16 protein-coding genes are annotated in these 15,977 nt (G+C 69.3%); 6 read left to right on the top strand and 10 right to left on the bottom strand.

Going from position 1 to position 15,977, the window contains the following annotated elements:
* The first annotated feature begins 240 nt into the window (after nucleotides 1–240).
* The gene (locus GGR66_RS15380) at nucleotides 241–1,080 is read left to right on the top strand and encodes a DUF2884 family protein (RefSeq protein WP_160967265.1); all 840 of its coding nucleotides are present in this window, start codon (nucleotides 241–243) and stop codon (nucleotides 1,078–1,080) included.
* Between the two features lie 87 nt (nucleotides 1,081–1,167).
* On the opposite strand, the gene GGR66_RS15375 is transcribed toward GGR66_RS15380, so the two are convergent.
* Both GGR66_RS15375 and GGR66_RS15370 read right to left on the bottom strand, forming a co-directional pair.
* Nucleotides 1,168–1,746, bottom strand: coding sequence for a DUF488 domain-containing protein (locus tag GGR66_RS15375; protein WP_184448867.1), 579 nt, complete (start codon nucleotides 1,744–1,746; stop codon nucleotides 1,168–1,170).
* Nucleotides 1,743–1,946 carry a DUF465 domain-containing protein gene (locus GGR66_RS15370; protein ID WP_017908896.1) on the bottom strand — a complete coding sequence of 68 codons (204 nt, stop codon included), beginning with the start codon at nucleotides 1,944–1,946 and terminating at the stop codon, nucleotides 1,743–1,745. The genes GGR66_RS15375 and GGR66_RS15370 overlap by 4 nt, the downstream gene beginning before the upstream one ends.
* A 164-nt stretch (nucleotides 1,947–2,110) precedes the next feature.
* Here GGR66_RS15370 and bamE point away from each other — a divergent pair, with 164 nt between their 5' ends.
* A complete protein-coding gene (bamE, locus tag GGR66_RS15365) occupies nucleotides 2,111–2,689 on the top strand; it encodes an outer membrane protein assembly factor BamE (protein ID WP_184448866.1) in 579 nt (192 codons plus the stop codon).
* A gap of 136 nt (nucleotides 2,690–2,825) precedes the next feature.
* On the opposite strand, the gene GGR66_RS15360 is transcribed toward bamE, so the two are convergent.
* The 8 genes from GGR66_RS15360 to GGR66_RS15325 form a co-directional block, all read right to left on the bottom strand.
* The gene (locus tag GGR66_RS15360) at nucleotides 2,826–4,217 is read right to left on the bottom strand and encodes an XVIPCD domain-containing protein (protein WP_184448865.1); all 1,392 of its coding nucleotides are present in this window, start codon (nucleotides 4,215–4,217) and stop codon (nucleotides 2,826–2,828) included.
* 12 nt (nucleotides 4,218–4,229) lie between these two features.
* A complete protein-coding gene (locus GGR66_RS15355) occupies nucleotides 4,230–4,865 on the bottom strand; it encodes a hypothetical protein (RefSeq protein ID WP_184448864.1) in 636 nt (211 codons plus the stop codon).
* 109 nt (nucleotides 4,866–4,974) lie between these two features.
* The gene (locus GGR66_RS15350) at nucleotides 4,975–5,538 is read right to left on the bottom strand and encodes a hypothetical protein (RefSeq protein ID WP_184448863.1); all 564 of its coding nucleotides are present in this window, start codon (nucleotides 5,536–5,538) and stop codon (nucleotides 4,975–4,977) included.
* A 420-nt stretch (nucleotides 5,539–5,958) separates the two neighbouring features.
* Entirely contained in the window at nucleotides 5,959–8,163 is a 2,205-nt protein-coding gene (locus tag GGR66_RS21350; RefSeq protein ID WP_184448862.1) for a methyl-accepting chemotaxis protein, read from the bottom strand.
* Nucleotides 8,164–8,729: 566 nt separating this feature from the next.
* Nucleotides 8,730–10,316 carry a choice-of-anchor Q domain-containing protein gene (locus tag GGR66_RS15340; protein ID WP_184448861.1) on the bottom strand — a complete coding sequence of 529 codons (1,587 nt, stop codon included), beginning with the start codon at nucleotides 10,314–10,316 and terminating at the stop codon, nucleotides 8,730–8,732.
* Between the two features lie 292 nt (nucleotides 10,317–10,608).
* On the bottom strand, nucleotides 10,609–12,159 hold the full coding sequence (locus GGR66_RS15335; protein WP_184448860.1) for a cryptochrome/photolyase family protein: 1,551 nt from the start codon (nucleotides 12,157–12,159) through the stop codon (nucleotides 10,609–10,611).
* Between the two features lie 52 nt (nucleotides 12,160–12,211).
* A complete protein-coding gene (locus GGR66_RS15330) occupies nucleotides 12,212–12,376 on the bottom strand; it encodes a DUF2256 domain-containing protein (RefSeq protein WP_184448859.1) in 165 nt (54 codons plus the stop codon).
* 26 nt (nucleotides 12,377–12,402) lie between these two features.
* A complete protein-coding gene (locus GGR66_RS15325) occupies nucleotides 12,403–12,765 on the bottom strand; it encodes a hypothetical protein (RefSeq protein WP_184448858.1) in 363 nt (120 codons plus the stop codon).
* A gap of 148 nt (nucleotides 12,766–12,913) precedes the next feature.
* On the opposite strand from GGR66_RS15325, the gene GGR66_RS21225 reads away from it, so the two are divergent.
* The 4 genes from GGR66_RS21225 (at nucleotide 12,914) to GGR66_RS15310 (ending at nucleotide 15,833) form a co-directional block, all read left to right on the top strand.
* Nucleotides 12,914–13,039, top strand: coding sequence for a hypothetical protein (locus GGR66_RS21225; RefSeq protein ID WP_255421720.1), 126 nt, complete (start codon nucleotides 12,914–12,916; stop codon nucleotides 13,037–13,039).
* 44 nt (nucleotides 13,040–13,083) lie between these two features.
* Nucleotides 13,084–13,959, top strand: coding sequence for a tRNA 2-thiocytidine(32) synthetase TtcA (gene ttcA / locus GGR66_RS15320; protein ID WP_184448857.1), 876 nt, complete (start codon nucleotides 13,084–13,086; stop codon nucleotides 13,957–13,959).
* A 112-nt stretch (nucleotides 13,960–14,071) separates the two neighbouring features.
* Nucleotides 14,072–14,977, top strand: a complete 906-nt coding sequence (locus tag GGR66_RS15315) for a recombination-associated protein RdgC (RefSeq protein ID WP_160967112.1) — start codon at nucleotides 14,072–14,074, stop codon at nucleotides 14,975–14,977.
* Nucleotides 14,978–15,041: 64 nt separating this feature from the next.
* Nucleotides 15,042–15,833 (top strand): SprT family zinc-dependent metalloprotease, encoded by a 792-nt coding sequence (locus GGR66_RS15310; RefSeq protein ID WP_184448856.1) that lies wholly within the window; start codon nucleotides 15,042–15,044, stop codon nucleotides 15,831–15,833.
* Nucleotides 15,834–15,977: the final 144 nt, after the last annotated feature.

The raw sequence follows: 15,977 nt of genomic DNA, 5'->3' as shown, positions 1-15,977 counted from the left end.
CGTACCTCCGGTCGTGACGCGGTAGGAGCCGGGCGCGTGGCGACGCGTCAAACACGAGGGCGCCCGTCTATCACTACAGCGCGGCGCGTGGCGACGCGTCAAACACAAGGGCGACCCGCTATCGCTGCGGCGCGGCACAGTGACTTCCGACACGCGACCGCGGGCCGGTGCCGCCGCGAGCATGCTCCAGACTCCCTGCTGCGGATTCCGGCAATGCGCACAGCTCCCCTCTTCGTCCTGTTGCTGCTTGCCGCCTCCAGCGGACCCGCGTGGGCCGATCAGGGCGAACCCGATGGCAAGCACGACCATCGGCCGCAGGTGTCCTCGCGCCAGTGCGGCCTGAGCACGCCGTTCAACGTGCTGGCCGACAGCGGCGGCATCTGGCTCACCCGCGACGGCGGCGAGGGGCCGCGCGAGGTCTTCTTCCACGCCGGCGAACTGAGCGTGGATCATCGGGTGCAGCAGATCGGCCAGGCCGATGCGCAACGGCTGCTGGAGATGGAGCGCGAGACCCGCGCGCTGATGCCGGAAGTGGCCGATCTCTCGCACGAAACGGTCGACCTCAGCTACGACGTGCTCGGCGTCATCGTCGACGTGCTGACCGGCAGCGCCGGCAACGCGCGCAAGATCGAGCGGTTACGCAAGCAGGCCAATGCGTACGTCGACGGAACGCTTGGCATGGGGCGTTGGGACCAGACCGCATTCGACAGCAATTTCGAACGCTATGTTCAGACCCAGGCCGAGAGTTTCTCCGGCAGCATCGCCCGCCACATGATGTGGCAGATCGTCACCGGCCGCGCCGAGGCCATCGACAAGCGCGCCGACGGCATGGACGCCACCGTCGACGCCCGCCTCGATGCGCGCAGCAAGCGCGTCGAAGCCAAGGCCGCGGCGCTGTGCACGCGGGTCGCGCACCTGGATCAGTTGCAGCAGGCGCTGGAGTACCGCTATCACGGCCAGCCGCTGCGCCTGCTCGTGGCGACCCAGGACGGCGTGACCGGGCCCGGCACCACCAGCGTCACCAGCATCGATGCGCCGCGCGGCAACGCGGTCGCGGTGCCGCCGGTCCCACAGAAGTGAGTCCGGCGCTGCAGCGCGTGTCGCGATCCGCGGTGGACTCCTGAAACGACGTGCCAAACACCCTGGTCCCTGCTACCGAGGCGCGGCTCAGGCCTCGAACAGATCCCCAGTGCGCGGCCCGGGATCGGCCGCATCGGGCGGGTACGTCAGTTGCCCCTGCGCACCGACGCGTGCGGCCGGGTTGGGGACCGCCGGCTCCTGGCGGCCGACATCGATCAGATGCACGACCGGGTGGCCATGGTGCAGCAGGTGGTCGCAGATGATCTGGCGGTGGCACTGGCGCCAGTAGGCCTCGGCGCACATGACCGCGCAGGCGCCGTCCCCGCCGAACGCCTGCAGTTCGGTCAGCGCCTCGGCGAATTCGCTGCCCAGCGCGTAGTCGGCGTAGTTGTGGAAGCTGACGCTGCGCCAGTAGCCGTTGCGTTGCGGATCGACACCCGGCTGCTTGCCGCGGCGCCCACCCAGGGCGCGGAAATGCCGGTAGGCGATGCCCGCGGCAGCCAGCGCCGGCGCCAGCGCGCTGCCGTCGAACTGCGGGAACCGCCGCGAATACGGAAACGCGCGCACGTCGGCCAGGCGGGTGACGCCGGCGCCCTGCAGGATCTGCAGGAAGGTCTCCAGGCTGCGCGTGGAATGGCCGACGCTGAAGAAGGTCGCCGCGCTCACGCCGGTTCGTCGGGGATCAGCAGATGCTCCAGGCGCAGGATGCAGTCCTTCAGTTGCAGCTTGCGCTTCTTCAGCCGCTTGGCCTCCAGCTCGTCGTCCAGATTGGCCGGGATGCGCTGCAGCTGTTCGTCGAGCGCACGGTGCTCGCGACGCAGGGCGTCGATGCGCAGGGAGATCTCGGCGGGCGTCAGGGTGTCCACGAGGTTCGAGCATACACAGGCCACCGGTCCGTCGTCACCGTGCAGCGCGCCGCTATCCCGGGCGCGGGCCAGCCTGCACAATGCGCACGGGCGCCGCGGCGGAGGCGGCACCCTCCCACCCTCGTGCCACCCGCGGCAGGATCGCCGCGCCGAAAGGAGTCAGCATGCGTTCGTTCCGTTCCCCGTTCGTTTTCGCCCTCGCCCTGGCGGCAGCCCTGCCGCAACTGGCCGCGGCGGCCGATACCAAGTTCTCCGGCTTCCTGTGCTGCAACATGCGCAGCGACGGCAGCTGGATCAGCGACAGCAACTACGCCGAAGACGGCAAGCGGGTGATCCCGGCCGGCACGCCCGTGCAGGTGACCGGCTACGGCCGCTACCGGGCCAATGTGTTGATCGACGGCAAGAAGCAGTCCATCGGCAACGACTACAGCCGCGACCTGGGCAACGAGGCCTTCGCCCAGCGCTACGTGGTCGCGCAGGATCCCAAGCTGAAGCTGGCCACCTACCCCCCGAAGATCCGCGAGGCGATCGCCGCCAACCGCGTGACCAAGGGCATGACCCGCGAGCAGGTGCTGATGGCGCTGGGCTATCCGATCAGCAGCGAGAACCCGAGCCTGGACGCGCCGCTGTGGCGCTACTGGCTCGACAGCTTCAACGAGTTCCAGGTGTCCTTCGACGGTGCCGGCAAGGTCGACAAGGTCACCGCCGATCCGAAGACCCAGAACCTGGTCTGGCAGCCGTAATCCCGGCGCGTCACTGCGCGCCATAGCGCCGCGCTCCCGATCCGGCGGAGGCGGCGCGAACCGTGCGCCATGGCCGCGGCCTGCCGCGACCATGGCGCACCGGGAATGCGGCGCGGCGCGCCGCCGCCCGCTGCAATCAGCGACTCAACACCTGCGGCGGCTCGGTCCGCGTCGGGCCTTGTTGCGACGCCTGCAGCGCCTGTTCCTGCTCCTGCACCTGGCGCTGTGCCTGCCCCTGCTGCGCCCCCAGTTGCTGCAGCTGCTGGTAGGTCTCCTGCGCCGGCCGCGCGATCGCCTCGCTGGTCGGCATGTGCGCGCGATTGGCATAGGGATCCGGCGAGACATCGCCGCCGCTGCGGTACACGAACGCCAGTTCCCCGCCCTGGTGGGAGGCGGTGGGCCGGTTGAAGCCCACCGACAGCTGGTCGCGCTCGCTGAAGCCGCTCTGCCTGGCCAGCAGGGTCAGGCTGGCGGTCATGCGCTCGCTGTTGTCGTCCCAGCCCTTGCCGATCGCCTGTTCGGCCTGGGCCACGCCGCTGCGGACCCGGTCATGCAGGGCGCGGTCGGCGGCGCCCGGAGCGCCGGCCGGCTCGCCGGCGCGCGGCGCGGGTGGTTGCGCCTGCGGCTCGGGCGGCTGTGCCGGCGCTGGCGCCGGTGCGGGACCGTCGCGGAATCCCGCCGGAAGCAGGTCGCGCGGCACCTGCGCGGCATCGATGCCGACCGCCTTCAGGTCGGCATGCACCGCCGGCGGCGTGCGCTCGGGGTGCTGCGCCTGCGCCCGGTCCTCGGCGTTGGCGATCTGCGCCAGCGCGCGCTCGCCATAGTTCTGCGGATAACCACGCGCGTCGTAGAACAGCTTGCCCATCGCCTCCACGTTGCGGGGGTTGTCGGCGTCGATCTTCAGATCCTTGCCGAAGCTCAGCCCGTCCCTGGCGGTGTAGGTGGCCTTGCTGCCTACGCCCTGCTTGTCGATGTAGCTCGCCATCTCGCTGCTGGCGTTGTACAGGTCCTTGAGCGTGGCCTTGGGGTTGTTGCGGGTGACGTAGTCGGCCAGGGTGTTGACCCCGGCGATCTCGTCCTTGGCCTCGCGGGTGCGCTGTTCCTGCCCGTAGGCCTGAAGCGTGGCGGTGTAGTCGTGCGGCGAGGGCGAGGCGGCGATGCCGTCGACCTTGGCGGCGAACGCGGCGTCGCTGCGGTCGATGGCGGCCTTGTTGATCGCATGGCCGATCTCGTGGCCCAGCACGATGCGGGCGGTGTTGGCCGAATCGTCGCGCGGCGCGTTCATCTTGGCCGTGGCCAGCACGTCCATCGGCAGCTCGATCTGCCCGGTGCGCGGGCTGTACGAGCCGGTGCCCGCCTCGGGGCTGGGCGCGAAGCCGGACAGCTGCTGTTGCCCGATCGCCTGTTCCACGCGCGAGCGCAGCTCCGGCGTGTTGTCCAGCATCTGCCGCAGCGCCTGGCCTTCCCTCGGATGCGCCTGCGCGAAGGTGTCGACCATGCCCTTCAGGCGTTCGTCGTCGTGTGCCATCTCCGCTCTCCCTTATGCGTCGACCAGGATCTGCAGCATCTCCACGCACGCCTGCGCGTCGTGTTCGCCAGCGTCCTTGCCGAGGAAGGCGTACACGGCGACCGCGCCGCGTTCGAAATGCCAGCGGCCGGCGCTGCCCTGGCGCGGCGGCGCGATCCAGTGCGGCACGAAGCCCGCGGCGACCAGCGCCTGGCGATATCCGGCCAGCGACTGCGTGCACTGCGCCGGCGCCGCGCCCGGCGCGGGGGTGAAGCGCAGGTCCAGCCGCGACGGCGGTGCATCGTCGGCATCGGCGACCGATTCCAGGGTGTAGCCGCCACCGCCGGCGAGCGTGCCGGACGCGCTGAACGCGTGACCGCCCTCGTCCTCGACCTGCACGCCGGTCTGCGCGGCGACCTGGGTGGCGACCAGATCCTGCTTGCCGCCGATCGCCAGGATCAGCCGTACTACGCCTTGTGTCAGTTGCTCTGGCGTCATCTCCGCCATGGCCCGCTCCTTGTCTGCAGGGGTGATCGAGGGGGAAGAGGAATGCGCGCCGGCACAGGCGGCCAGCAACGTGGTGGCCAGCACCAAGGCCGCGCGCAGCGCCGGGCGCGTGCCGGCTGCGTGCCGCGCGCTGCGGCGATTGCGATACAACATCCGCTCCATGAAACGCCTCTCCGTCAAACGCCTTCCGCGCATCGGGACGCGGTCGGGCATGAGCGTGCGATTGTAGCCAGGGCGTCGACGTCTGGCAGCCCAGGGCTGCGCCGCTGCGTCAATCCCAATCGGCGCGGCGCTGCCAGACGAAGCCGGGCAGGTCGATGCGCTTGCGCGGCGTGCCGTCCCAGTCCAGGGTGAAGCCTGCCGCGCGCAACGCCGCGGCGACCTGCTGGCCGACCGCCAGGTCTGCGTCCTCGCGCCCGTCCAGATCGCCGAACGCCAGCATCAACCCGTCGCCGTCGATCGCCCGCTCCATGTCCTGGCCGTGATAGAAGCAGTAGCCGTGGTAGCGCCGGTCCGGCGTGTCGGCCACCGCCTGGTTCACTTCGACGTGGCCGTCGGACATGGTGTAGCCGGCATTGGCCAGGGCGCAGATGCCGGCCTCGTGCAGCCGCTCGAACAACGCATCCAGCCGGTCGCAATCGGTCTGCGCCGGCCAGGTCTGCTCGGCCTGCTGCTTGGCCTGCCACTGGCTGGCGACCGAGGCGCGCAGCATCGCCTCGTCGCAGTCCTCTTCGAGGATGTCCTCGATCATCTCCTGGATCTCGTCCTGGGAGTAGAACCCGGACCAGACCCATTTGCGGATCGCGTCGTACACGTAGGCATCGGATTCGTTCATGGCAGCGCCTGCGGGCTTTCGGGACCATCCATGATTCCACACGTCAGCCGTCGCTGCAGCGCCTCGGGATGGGTCACAGGAGGTCTCTGCGTCGTGGCAGATCCCCGCATCGCCCGCGTGCTTTGCAGGCGCCGGCGGGAGCGGGAGCCGACGCACTGGCTGACTGTTGACGCCGGCGCGTCCCTGCTGCGAGACGCCTGCCTAGCCTCGTCTTGCATGTACGCCTGACGCACGCGCAACGCTGCACCACGACGGAACAGCAGGCGGCCGAGCCGACGGAAACTGACGGTGCCATGAAACATCATCCGCGACCATGGGCCGCGCTCCTGCGAACGCACGCCGTGCACCATTCTCCCGGGGGAACCGGGGAGAGCCGTGGCGAGCGCGCTGCGGCCAGCAGCGCGCGCCATCTCGGCGTTCCTAGCAGGCTTGTTCGACCAGCAACGGCGCCACCTGACGCGGACCACGCCGGGAGGTCGAGGTACCGGCCGTGCCCAAGGGCTTGGCCTGGCGCCGCGCCGTCAGGTCCCGGTTGCCGCCGGACAGGACGAACACCTTCACCGCGTCGCTGAGCTGGATCGCCTGCTCCTCCATTGACTGGGCCGCCGCCGCCGCTTCTTCCACCAGGGCGGCGTTCTGCTGGGTAGCCTGATCCATGTGGGTGATGGTCTGGGTGACCTGCTCGATGCCGCTCGACTGCTCCTGCGAGGCGGCCGAGATCTCGGTCATGAAGTCGGTCACGCGCTGCACGCTGACGACGATCTCGTGCATGGTGCTGCCGGCGCTGTTGACCAGCAGGGAGCCGGCGTCCACCTTGCTCACCGAGTCGTCGATCAGCTGCTTGATCTCCTTGGCGGCCTCGGCCGAGCGTTGCGCCAGCACCCGCACTTCGCTGGCGACCACGGCAAAACCGCGGCCCTGCTCGCCGGCGCGCGCAGCCTCCACCGCGGCGTTGAGCGCCAGGATGTTGGTCTGGAAGGCGATGCCGTCGATCACGCTGATGATGTCGGCGATCCGCCGGGACGAGGTCTGGATGCCGTTCATCGTGTCGATGACCTGGGCCACCAGCGCGCCGCCTTGCGAGGCCACCGCGGTCGCGCCGATGGCCAGCTGATTGGCCTGGCTGGCGCGTTCGGCATTTTGGCGCACGGTGGAGGTCAGTTCCTCCATCGAGGCGGCGGTTTCCTCCAGGCTGGCGGCCTGCTGCTCCGTGCGGCGCGACAGATCGGCGTTGCCGGCGGCGATCTCGCCGGCGGCGCCGGTGATCTGCCCGGACGCATGCTGGATGCGGCCGACGATCCCGGTCAGCTGGGCCACGGTGGCATCGGCATCCTCGCGCATCTGCGCGAACACGCCCTGGAACTGCCCCTCCATGCGCGTGGTCAGGTCGCCGCTCGCGATGTCCTGCAGCAGCTTGGACAGCGCCTGCAGGTTGCCGTCGGTAGTCGCCATCAACTGGTTCAACCCCTCGACCATGTCGCGGAAGTCGTACTGGAAGCGCGCGCTGTCGCCGCGCACGGCGAAGTCGCCGGCGGCCGCGGCGTCGACCAGTTGCCCGATCTCGGCATTCATCGCCGACAGATTGCGCTTGACCTGGTCCATGGTCTCGGTGAGCGCGGCCTGCTCGCCGGGCAGGCGATCCATGTCCTGCGACAGGTCGCCGATCGCATAGCGTCCCATGATCTCGAGCAAGCGCTGTTGGAGGCTCACGTGCATGTCGAGCAACGCATTGCTCTCCCGCACCATGCGCGCGTACTCGCCGGGAAACGCGTGCTCGTCCATGCGCTGGCTGACGTCGCCGCGCTCGTGGTGCCTGGCCATCTGCGACTGCGCCGCCATCACCGCCTGCAGCTGCGCCTGCATGCGGTCCATGCTGGTCAGCAGGCGGCCGGTCTCGTCCTTGGGCTGCGGCGGGATGCGATGGTCCAGCCGGCCCTGGGCGATGGATTCGGCGATTTCGGTCGCGCGCCCGAGCGGTCCGGCCAGGCTGCGGGTGATCAGCACGCTCAAGGTCGCGCCGAGCACCGCCGCCAGCAGGCCGAACCCGATCAAGGCACGATTGCTGAAGAGCAGGGCCGCCTGGATCTGCTCGGAACTGAGCGCGTTCTGCCGGATCTGCAGATCGACCGCGTTCTGGATCACCTCCACGCGCCGCGCCAGCAACGGCGCGGCTTCACCGTACAGCAGTTGCCTGGCCGCCTCGATCTCGCCGGCACTGGCCAGCGCCAGTACCCGGCTGTTGACCGACCGCGCCGCCGCCTGCGCAGCATGGATCTCCTTACGCATGGCCAGACCTGCCGCCGTGCCTGGCAGGGCGTCCAGGGCCTGACGAAGGCGGTCGTTGTCGGCGCGGATCTCCTGGATCTTGGCGGCGATCGCCGGACGCTTGTCGGCCGGCGACAGCATCATGTCGCGCAGGTAGCGCTCCGCGCTCATGTTGTTGCGCAGCATGGTGTACAGCAGTCCGGTCTTCTGATTGTTTTCGTGGACGATCTTGTCGACCGCCTGGCGTACGTTGTGGAACTGGTAGAGCGCCAAGGTAGAGGAAGCGCCAAGCAGCACGATCAGCAGGCCGAACGACAGCGCAAGGCGCTGACTCACCTTGAAGGAGTGAAAGAAATGCATCGGGGGGGACTCGCGAGGGGGGTACCTTTATCGGTATCTGCATCGCGAACTTGACCCCCTGCGAGCGACCCAGGTCCCAAATCCGGAAAGTCGCAGACACAGACGTCGCTGGCGCCGCGCCATCGCGCGGCACCGCCGATGCCCACAAAAGAAGATACGCCACCATATTGCCCGCGGCGCGCGCGGTAGGCTCGAATGGCGTTGTTGGCGCCCACTGCAACGCGCGGTCATGCCTGCAGCGGTGGTGAGGCCTGCGCGACGTCGACCGCCGCCTGACGAACGTTGGCAGGCGCACCGGACAGGGTGCGGCGTATGTCGAGCGCACGGTCGCGGCGCGATCGCTCGGCGCGGGGGCCGCATGCAGCGGACTGGTCTGCGACCCGACACCATCGCAGTGCGTACGACGGGGCCGCCGCGCCGCCTGGGTACCGCATTACCGCATCGGCGCATCGGCGCGGGAAGCGGCGTCACCGCACGCGCTTCTCATCCCGGCGACGGACGCGCGGTCGCACCGGCCAAGCCGGCGCGACCACGCATTGTCCTGCAGCTAACGACGGCCAACCGACTTACTTGATCTCCACCGCACCCAGATCGCACACCGCGGTATTGCGCGGATTGCCGCGCTGGTCGATGGCGGTACAGCCGGCGCCGGCGTTCAGCGCGGGGCTGTTGGCCGCAGGCAGCTGGGTGAGCGTCGGTCCGCCATTGTTCGCAGGGGCGGACAGCAGCGGATCGGCCGCTTTCACGTTGCCCGCGGCCAGGCAGGCGTTCGGCCAGACCGCGCCCTTGGCAGAGTACTCGATGAGATTGTTGCCGGTGTTGCTCTGGTTGTTGCAGAACACGCGCTCGGTCTTGGAGTACAGGATGCTGTTGCGGATGTCGAACTTGTCGCCGAACAGCGTCACCCACGGCGTGTTCTCGGCGAAGGTGACGTTGTTGAAGCGCACGCTGGGGCTGCCCTGGTCGCCGTTGGCCGGCTGCCAGCCGACATGCTGGATGGCCGCGCCCACGCCCTTGGCGGAGTTGCCGTGGAAGGTGCTGTTGCTGACGTCGCAGGCGCCGTAGCAATCCAGGTACAGCGCGCCGGCGTTGCCCTGTTCGGCGGTGTTGGACAGGAAGCTGGTCTCGGCAATGTTGATGGTGCCCGGCGTGGTGATGGCGGTGCCGGCATGCGAGGTATCGGTGAAGCCCATGCTGATGCGCGCACCGCCGCCCGGGCCGCCGGTGGCGACGTTGTTGGCGAATGTGGAGTACTTCACGTCGATGGTGTCCGGCGCATACGCCCACAGCGTGGCACCGCCGGACCCGTTGGCGGCGACGTTGTTGCGGACCACGGTGCCGCACATCGCCAGCGTGCCGCCGCTGCCGACGCCGCCCTTGAGATAGCCGGCCAGCGACGCACCGTCGGTGTCGATCGCCCCGCCGCCACCGAAATTGCCGGCATCCGGGAATCCTTGCGGGGCGTTGATCGCCTGGTTGTTGGCGAACTCCGAGCCGACGATGGTCAGCCGGCTGAGCTGGGTATACAGCGCGCCGCCGAGCCAGGCGGTGTTCTTGTAGAAGCCGCTGCGGACGATGGTCACCTCCGCGTCGCTGCCGGCGAAGATCGCGCCGCCGCCGATGCTGCTGCGGTTGGCCAGGAACTGGCTGTTGATGGCTTCCAGCTTGCCGCGGTAGCCGACCTTGATCGCGCCGCCGCCCCAGGTGCCCGGGTCGTAGGCCTGGTTCGATGCCGGCTGCACCGAACTGCCGTTCTGCAGTTTCAGGTTGCGCACCGACAGCGCGCTGCCGGCGTTGACCAGCAGGATCCGGGTGGACTGGCGGCCATCCAGGGTGATCTTGCCCTGGCCATCGATCACGGTGGGCGTGGTCGCCGCGATGGTGATCGAGCGGTCGATCGCGATGCTGGTCGGTTTGGCGCCGCAGTTGAAGGTGATGTAGCCGCCTTGTGCGACGGCGGCGGCCAGCGCACTGGCGGTGCAGCTGGCCTGCGTGCCGTTGCCGACCACCGTGGCCGCGGTCGGGAGCGCCCAAGCCTGCGGCACGCTGCATTGTGGCGCCGCGGGGACGGCGGCGATCGCCGTGGCGGCGGTCATCAGGGCGATAACGCCAGCAGCATGCGCGCTGGCTTTCAGGGAACGCGTCGTGGTCATGATCGTGCTCGATAGGGTTGCGGGGGAACAACGCGACACGCGGCAGTCATTCGACTGTCATGCATGTCGCTGACACCTCGAGTGCAGGACGGCCGCCAGGCCGACCGGCGGCATAGGGTGCTTGAGCGCGTGTCGATCGACCAGAACGCAGGTAGCAGATCGCACGATTGCGCACACACCACATGCGACAGCGCGCCGATGCGCGGCGCGTGGCACGGTTTGGGTGCGTTGCAGGGCACGTTCCGGCAGCGCATCCGGTTGCTGCACGCGCGCGCGAAGCGCCTGGCCCGCGCTACAGCGTGTCCAGGCGTCCGCGCAGGTGTTGCGCATGCGTGCGCAAGGCCTGCAGTTGCGCGGCCGGCAGCTTGCCGAGCTGACGGTAGACCATGTCCAGGCGGCGATTGCGCCCCAGCGTGTCCTGGTGCCGCGCGAAGAAGTCCCAGTACAGCGCGTTGTATGGACATGCACGCGCGCCGGTCTTCTGCTTGCGGTCGTAGCGGCAGCCCTGGCAGTAGTCGCTCATGCGGTCGATGTAGGCGGCGCTGCTGACATAGGGCTTGGTCGCGAGCAGGCCGCCGTCGGCGAACTGGCTCATGCCCACGGTATTGGGTAGCTCGACCCATTCGAACGCATCGATGTAGACACCCAGGTACCAACGGTGCACCGCCGCCGGATCCAGGCCGGCGAGCAGTGCGAAGTTGCCGATGACCATCAGCCGCTGGATATGGTGGGCGTATGCATCCTGCAGGGACTGGCCGATGGCGTGGTGCAGGCAGCGCATGTGCGTGTCGCCGGTCCAGAACCAGGCCGGCAGCGGCGTGTCGTGGCCGAGCGCGTTGCGTGCGGCGTAGTCGGGCATGTGTGCCCAGTAGATGCCGCGCACGTACTCGCGCCAGCCCAGGATCTGCCGAACGAAGCCCTCGACCGCCGCCAGTGGCGCGGTGCCGGCGTCGTAGGCCGACAGTGCGCGCTGCACTACTTCCTGCGGCCGCAGCATCTTGGTGTTGAGGGCGAAGGAGAGCTGCGAATGGAACAGGCGCGGACTGCGCGTGCTCATCGCATCTTCGTAACGGCCGAAGTGCGGCAGGCCGTCGGCGATGAAGCGATCGAGGCAGGCCAGCGCCTCGGCGCGGTTCAGCGGCCAGCGCACCGCATCTGCCTGCGGCTGGCCGAAGCTGTCCACGCCGGCCGCCTGGATGGTTGCCCACAGTGCGTTGTGATCGTGGACTGGGCGCGCATCCGGCGGCGGCGGCGGATCACCGGGCCAGGGCTGGCGATTATCGTGGTCGTAGTTCCACTGCCCGCCCTCGGGCGTGCCGTCGGCCACCAGCAGGATTTGGTGGCGCTTGCGCATGTGCCGGTAGAAGTGCTCCATCAGCCATTGCGGACGCCCACGGAAAAACTCCGCCAGTTCGCCGCGGCGAGTGTAGAAGTGCGCGCTGTTCACCGCTTCGGTGGCGAAGGCCTGCGTCGCGCCCCACTGCCGCAGTTGCTGGTCCAGGCGCCATTCGTCGGGGTCCTGGTACTGCAGGCGCTGCGCACCGTAGTGCGCCATCAGCGCAGCGAGATTGGCGGGGATGGACTGGCGATTGCTGGCGTCGTCGATCGCCACATAGCGCACGCGGTGGCCCGCCGCGCGCAGCTGGCCGGCGAATGCGCGCATGGCGGCGAAGATGGCGAGGATCTTCTGCGCATGGTGCAGGACGTAGTCGGTCTCCTGCCGCACTTCCATCAACACATAGACCACGCCGGGATCGCGCACGTCGAACCAGGGATGTTCGGGATCGAGCTGATCGCCCAGCACCAGACGCAAGGTGTGGGCGGTGGGCTGCATCGGGCTCATGCAGCGCGGCAGGCGCGCGACCACGCACCGCGGCGGCGCGCCATGCTGCGGCTCATGGCGGCCCCGGCACGGACACGCGCTTGCGCTCGCCACGGCAGCGGTCGGAACAGTACTTCACTTCGTCCCAGACCTTTTCCCACTTCTTGCGCCAGCGGAACGGCCGGCCGCAATGCAGGCAGGGCTTTTCCGGCAACTGGTGCTTTTTGCGCATGCCCATCCGCGGCTCGCTCAACGCGGCATCGCTTAAGTCTGCGCCGGCCACTCGCGGAACACGACACAGACCGTGGTGGGGTCCAGCATCGCGAATTCGCGCGCGCCCCAGGGCTTGAGCGCGACGGTGCGGGCGTTGGGATGCAGCCACTGCGGTGCGCGTGCGGACAACTCCGCATGGATCGTGTCGATGCAGTCGGTTTCGATGCCCAGTTCCGGCCGATCCTTCGCCGCCCATTCCGCGTTTTCCACCAGGTAGGCCTTGGCGCCGTCGCGCGCGATCACCGCCATCGTCTCGTCCTGATACAGCACCTGGAAGCCCAGGCCATCGACGAAGAACGGCAGTCCATCCTGCAGGCGCTCGTAAAAGATCTTGGGAATGAGGTTCTTGAACATGCGAGGACCCTGCGTGCGTGGCCAGCGGCGAGTGTAGCGGGCCGGTCCCGGTGCGGCATGACGGCGGAGGACGGACCGCGCCGGATGCGCGTCCTTCGCGGAAGACGGCACTGCCTCGGCGCCAGCGCGGCCGCTACGGTCCGCGGTGATGCAATGCACCACGGACGGCCTGTCCTTCTGCGCGAACAACAGCGAGGAGCTGCGCGGCCTCGGCACCGTCATTGCCGGCCTGACCGGCACGTTCAGGACGGTCGCGGTGGCGGGACTGGAGTGACCCGCAACGCCGCCGCGCGTGCCGCGCCGACTACACTACCGCCGATGACCTCGCCCCTGCCCCTGCCGCCACTGCAACCGCTCGCCGATCCCGCACCGCCCAGCGCGCGCAACGCCGCGGCGCTGGGCAGGCGCCTGTGCCGGCAGGTCGGCCAGGCCATCGCCGATTTCGGCATGATCGGCGCCGGCGACAAGGTGATGGTGTGCCTGTCCGGCGGCAAGGACAGCTACACCCTGCTGGACATCCTGCTGCAACTGCAGCGCAAGGCGCCGGTGCCGTTCGAACTGGTGGCGGTGAACCTGGACCAGAAGCAACCCGGCTTTCCCGCCGACGTGCTGCCGACCTACCTGCGCCGGCGCGGCGTGCCCTGGCATGTGATCGAACAGGACACCTACTCGGTGGTCACCCGGGTGGTGCCGGAAGGCAAGACCCTGTGTTCGCTGTGCTCGCGGCTGCGCCGCGGCGCGCTGTACCGCTACGCCGCCGAGCACGGCTTCACCAAGATCGCGCTGGGCCACCACCGCGACGACATCGTCGCCACCTTCTTCATGAACCTGTTCTTCCACGCCAAGCTGGCGGCGATGGCGCCGGTGCTGCGCAGCGACGATGGCTGTCACGTGGTGATCCGGCCACTGGCCTATGTGCGCGAGGACGACATCGCCGCCTACGCACAGGCGCAGGCCTTCCCGCTGATCCCCTGCACGCTGTGCGGCAGCCAGGAGACGCTGCAGCGCCGCCAGGTCGGGCAACTGCTGCAACAGTGGGACCGGGAGCATCCGGGGCGGGTGGAGCAGATCGCCCGCGCCCTGGGCAACGTGCATCCGGCGCAGTTGGCCGACCGCGCGCTGTTCGACTTCGCCGCGCTCGGCGGCGCGGCCACGGCAGCGGCCGGCGCCTGGGCGGACGACGCGCCGGGCTGAGGCCCCTCGCTGAACCGCCCAATGCGGTGCCCGGGCGGGCGCGATGCGACAATGGCCGCCGCTCCCCGGCGCTTGCCGCCGGACCGTTCCGTTTCCTTCAGCTGGATGCTCGATGTTCTTTCGCAATCTGACCCTGTTCCGTTTCCCCACCACGCTCGATTTTTCCGAGGTCGAAAAGCTCCTGCCGGAGGCCCAGCTCAAATCGGTCGGCCCGCTGGAAATGAGTTCGCGCGGCTTCATCTCCCCGTTCGGTCGCGACGAGCAGGAAGCGCTCTCGCACCGCATCGCCGACTTCCTGTGGCTGACCGTCGGCGGCGAGGACAAGATCCTGCCCGGCTCGGTGGTCAACGACCTGCTCGCGCGCAAGGTCGCCGAGATCGAGGAGAAGGAAGGCCGGCGCCCCGGCGGCCGCGCGCGCAAGCGACTCAAGGACGACCTGATCCACGAGCTGCTGCCGCGCGCCTTCGTCAAGTCCTCGCGCACCGACGCCATGCTCGACCTGCAGCACGGCTACGTCGCGGTGGACACCTCCAGCCGCAAGACCGGCGAAAACGTGATGTCGGAGATCCGCGGCCTGCTCGGCAGCTTCCCGGCGTTGCCGCTGAACGCCGAAGTGGCGCCGCGCTCGATCCTCACCGGCTGGATCGCCGGCGAGCCTTTGCCTGAAGGCCTGAGCCTGGGCGAAGAGTGCGAGATGAAGGACCCGATCGAAGGCGGCGCGGTGGTCAAGTGCCAGCACCAGGAACTGCGTTGCGACGAGATCGACAAGCACCTGGAAGCCGGCAAGCAGGTCACCAAGCTGGCGCTGGTGCTCGACGACCACGTGTCCTTCGTGCTCGGCGACGACCTGGTGATCCGCAAGCTGAAGTTCCTCGACGGTGCGCTGGACCAGCTCGAGCATGCCGACCAGGATGGCGTGCGCGCCGAGCTGGACGCGCGCTTCGCGCTGATGAGCGCCGAGGTGCGGCGCCTGTTCCTGCTGCTGGAAGAGGCGCTGAAGCTGAGCAAGGCCGACTGATGCGGCGGAGGCAGCCGCACGCGGCTGTCACCGTGCGCCCCCGCGCCGGCGGTATGCTGTGCCCATGCCCGATCTGCTCCGTCGCCTGATCGCGCCGCCCCCGGCGGCCGTCGAACGCGACCTCGTCCGCTTCCGCCTGGACGAGCGCGAAGTCGAGGTGCTGCGCGTGCGCGACCCGCGCGCGCGGCGCATCAAGCTCAGCGTGGATGAACGCGGCGCGCGGCTGACCCTGCCGCTGCGCGCCAGCCTGATCGCCGGCGAACGCTTCCTGCTGGAGAACCGGCAGTGGCTGGCACAGCAGCTCTCGCGCTATGTCGCTGCCGAGACGCTGACGCCGCTGCGGCCGGGCGAAGCCGGCGAACTGCCGCTGCGCGGGCAGTCGCTGCCGGTGACCTGGCACGACGCGCGCTACGCGCGCATCGAGGTCGCCGACGGCGTGGCCCACCTGCACCTGCCGCCGCGCGGCGGCGATGCGGCGCTGCGCCGGGCGCTGCGCGATTTCTACGAAGCCCAGGCCCGTGCCGACGTCGGCCGCTGGTTGCCGCAATACCTGCCATCGCTGCCGCGCGCCCCGCGCGCGGTGCGCTACAAGGTCATGTCCTCGCAGTGGGGCTCGCTGGCGCCCGACGGCAGCATGGCGCTGGACCTGGCGCTGGTGCTGGGGCGGCCCTCGGCGTTCGAGTACGTGCTGGTGCACGAACTCTGTCACCTGATCCAGGCCAACCACTCGCCGGCGTTCTGGCACGAAGTGGAAGCGCGCTTCCCGGACTGGCGCGCCGAGCGCACCTGGTTCCACCAGCACGGCCGCCAACTCAAGGCGCATCTGCGCTGGCTGCTGCGGCCGGAGCGCGACTGAAGCGCGCATCCACCAACGGTGGCAAACGCGCCGTAGGAGCGGCTGCACACGTCGGCCTGGGCGAAAGCACGTTCTTCGAAGGGCACGGAAGACGCTGCGGCGGTTGCGCCCGGCCCGCGACTGAACGCCGAACAACGCGATGCG

It is taken from the genome of Xanthomonas sp. 3498 (assembly GCF_014199795.1).
GTDB lineage: Bacteria > Pseudomonadota > Gammaproteobacteria > Xanthomonadales > Xanthomonadaceae > Xanthomonas_A > Xanthomonas_A rydalmerensis.
The sequence above is the reverse complement of the archived record's forward strand: the minus strand, read 5'-3'. Positions and strand labels throughout refer to the sequence as shown.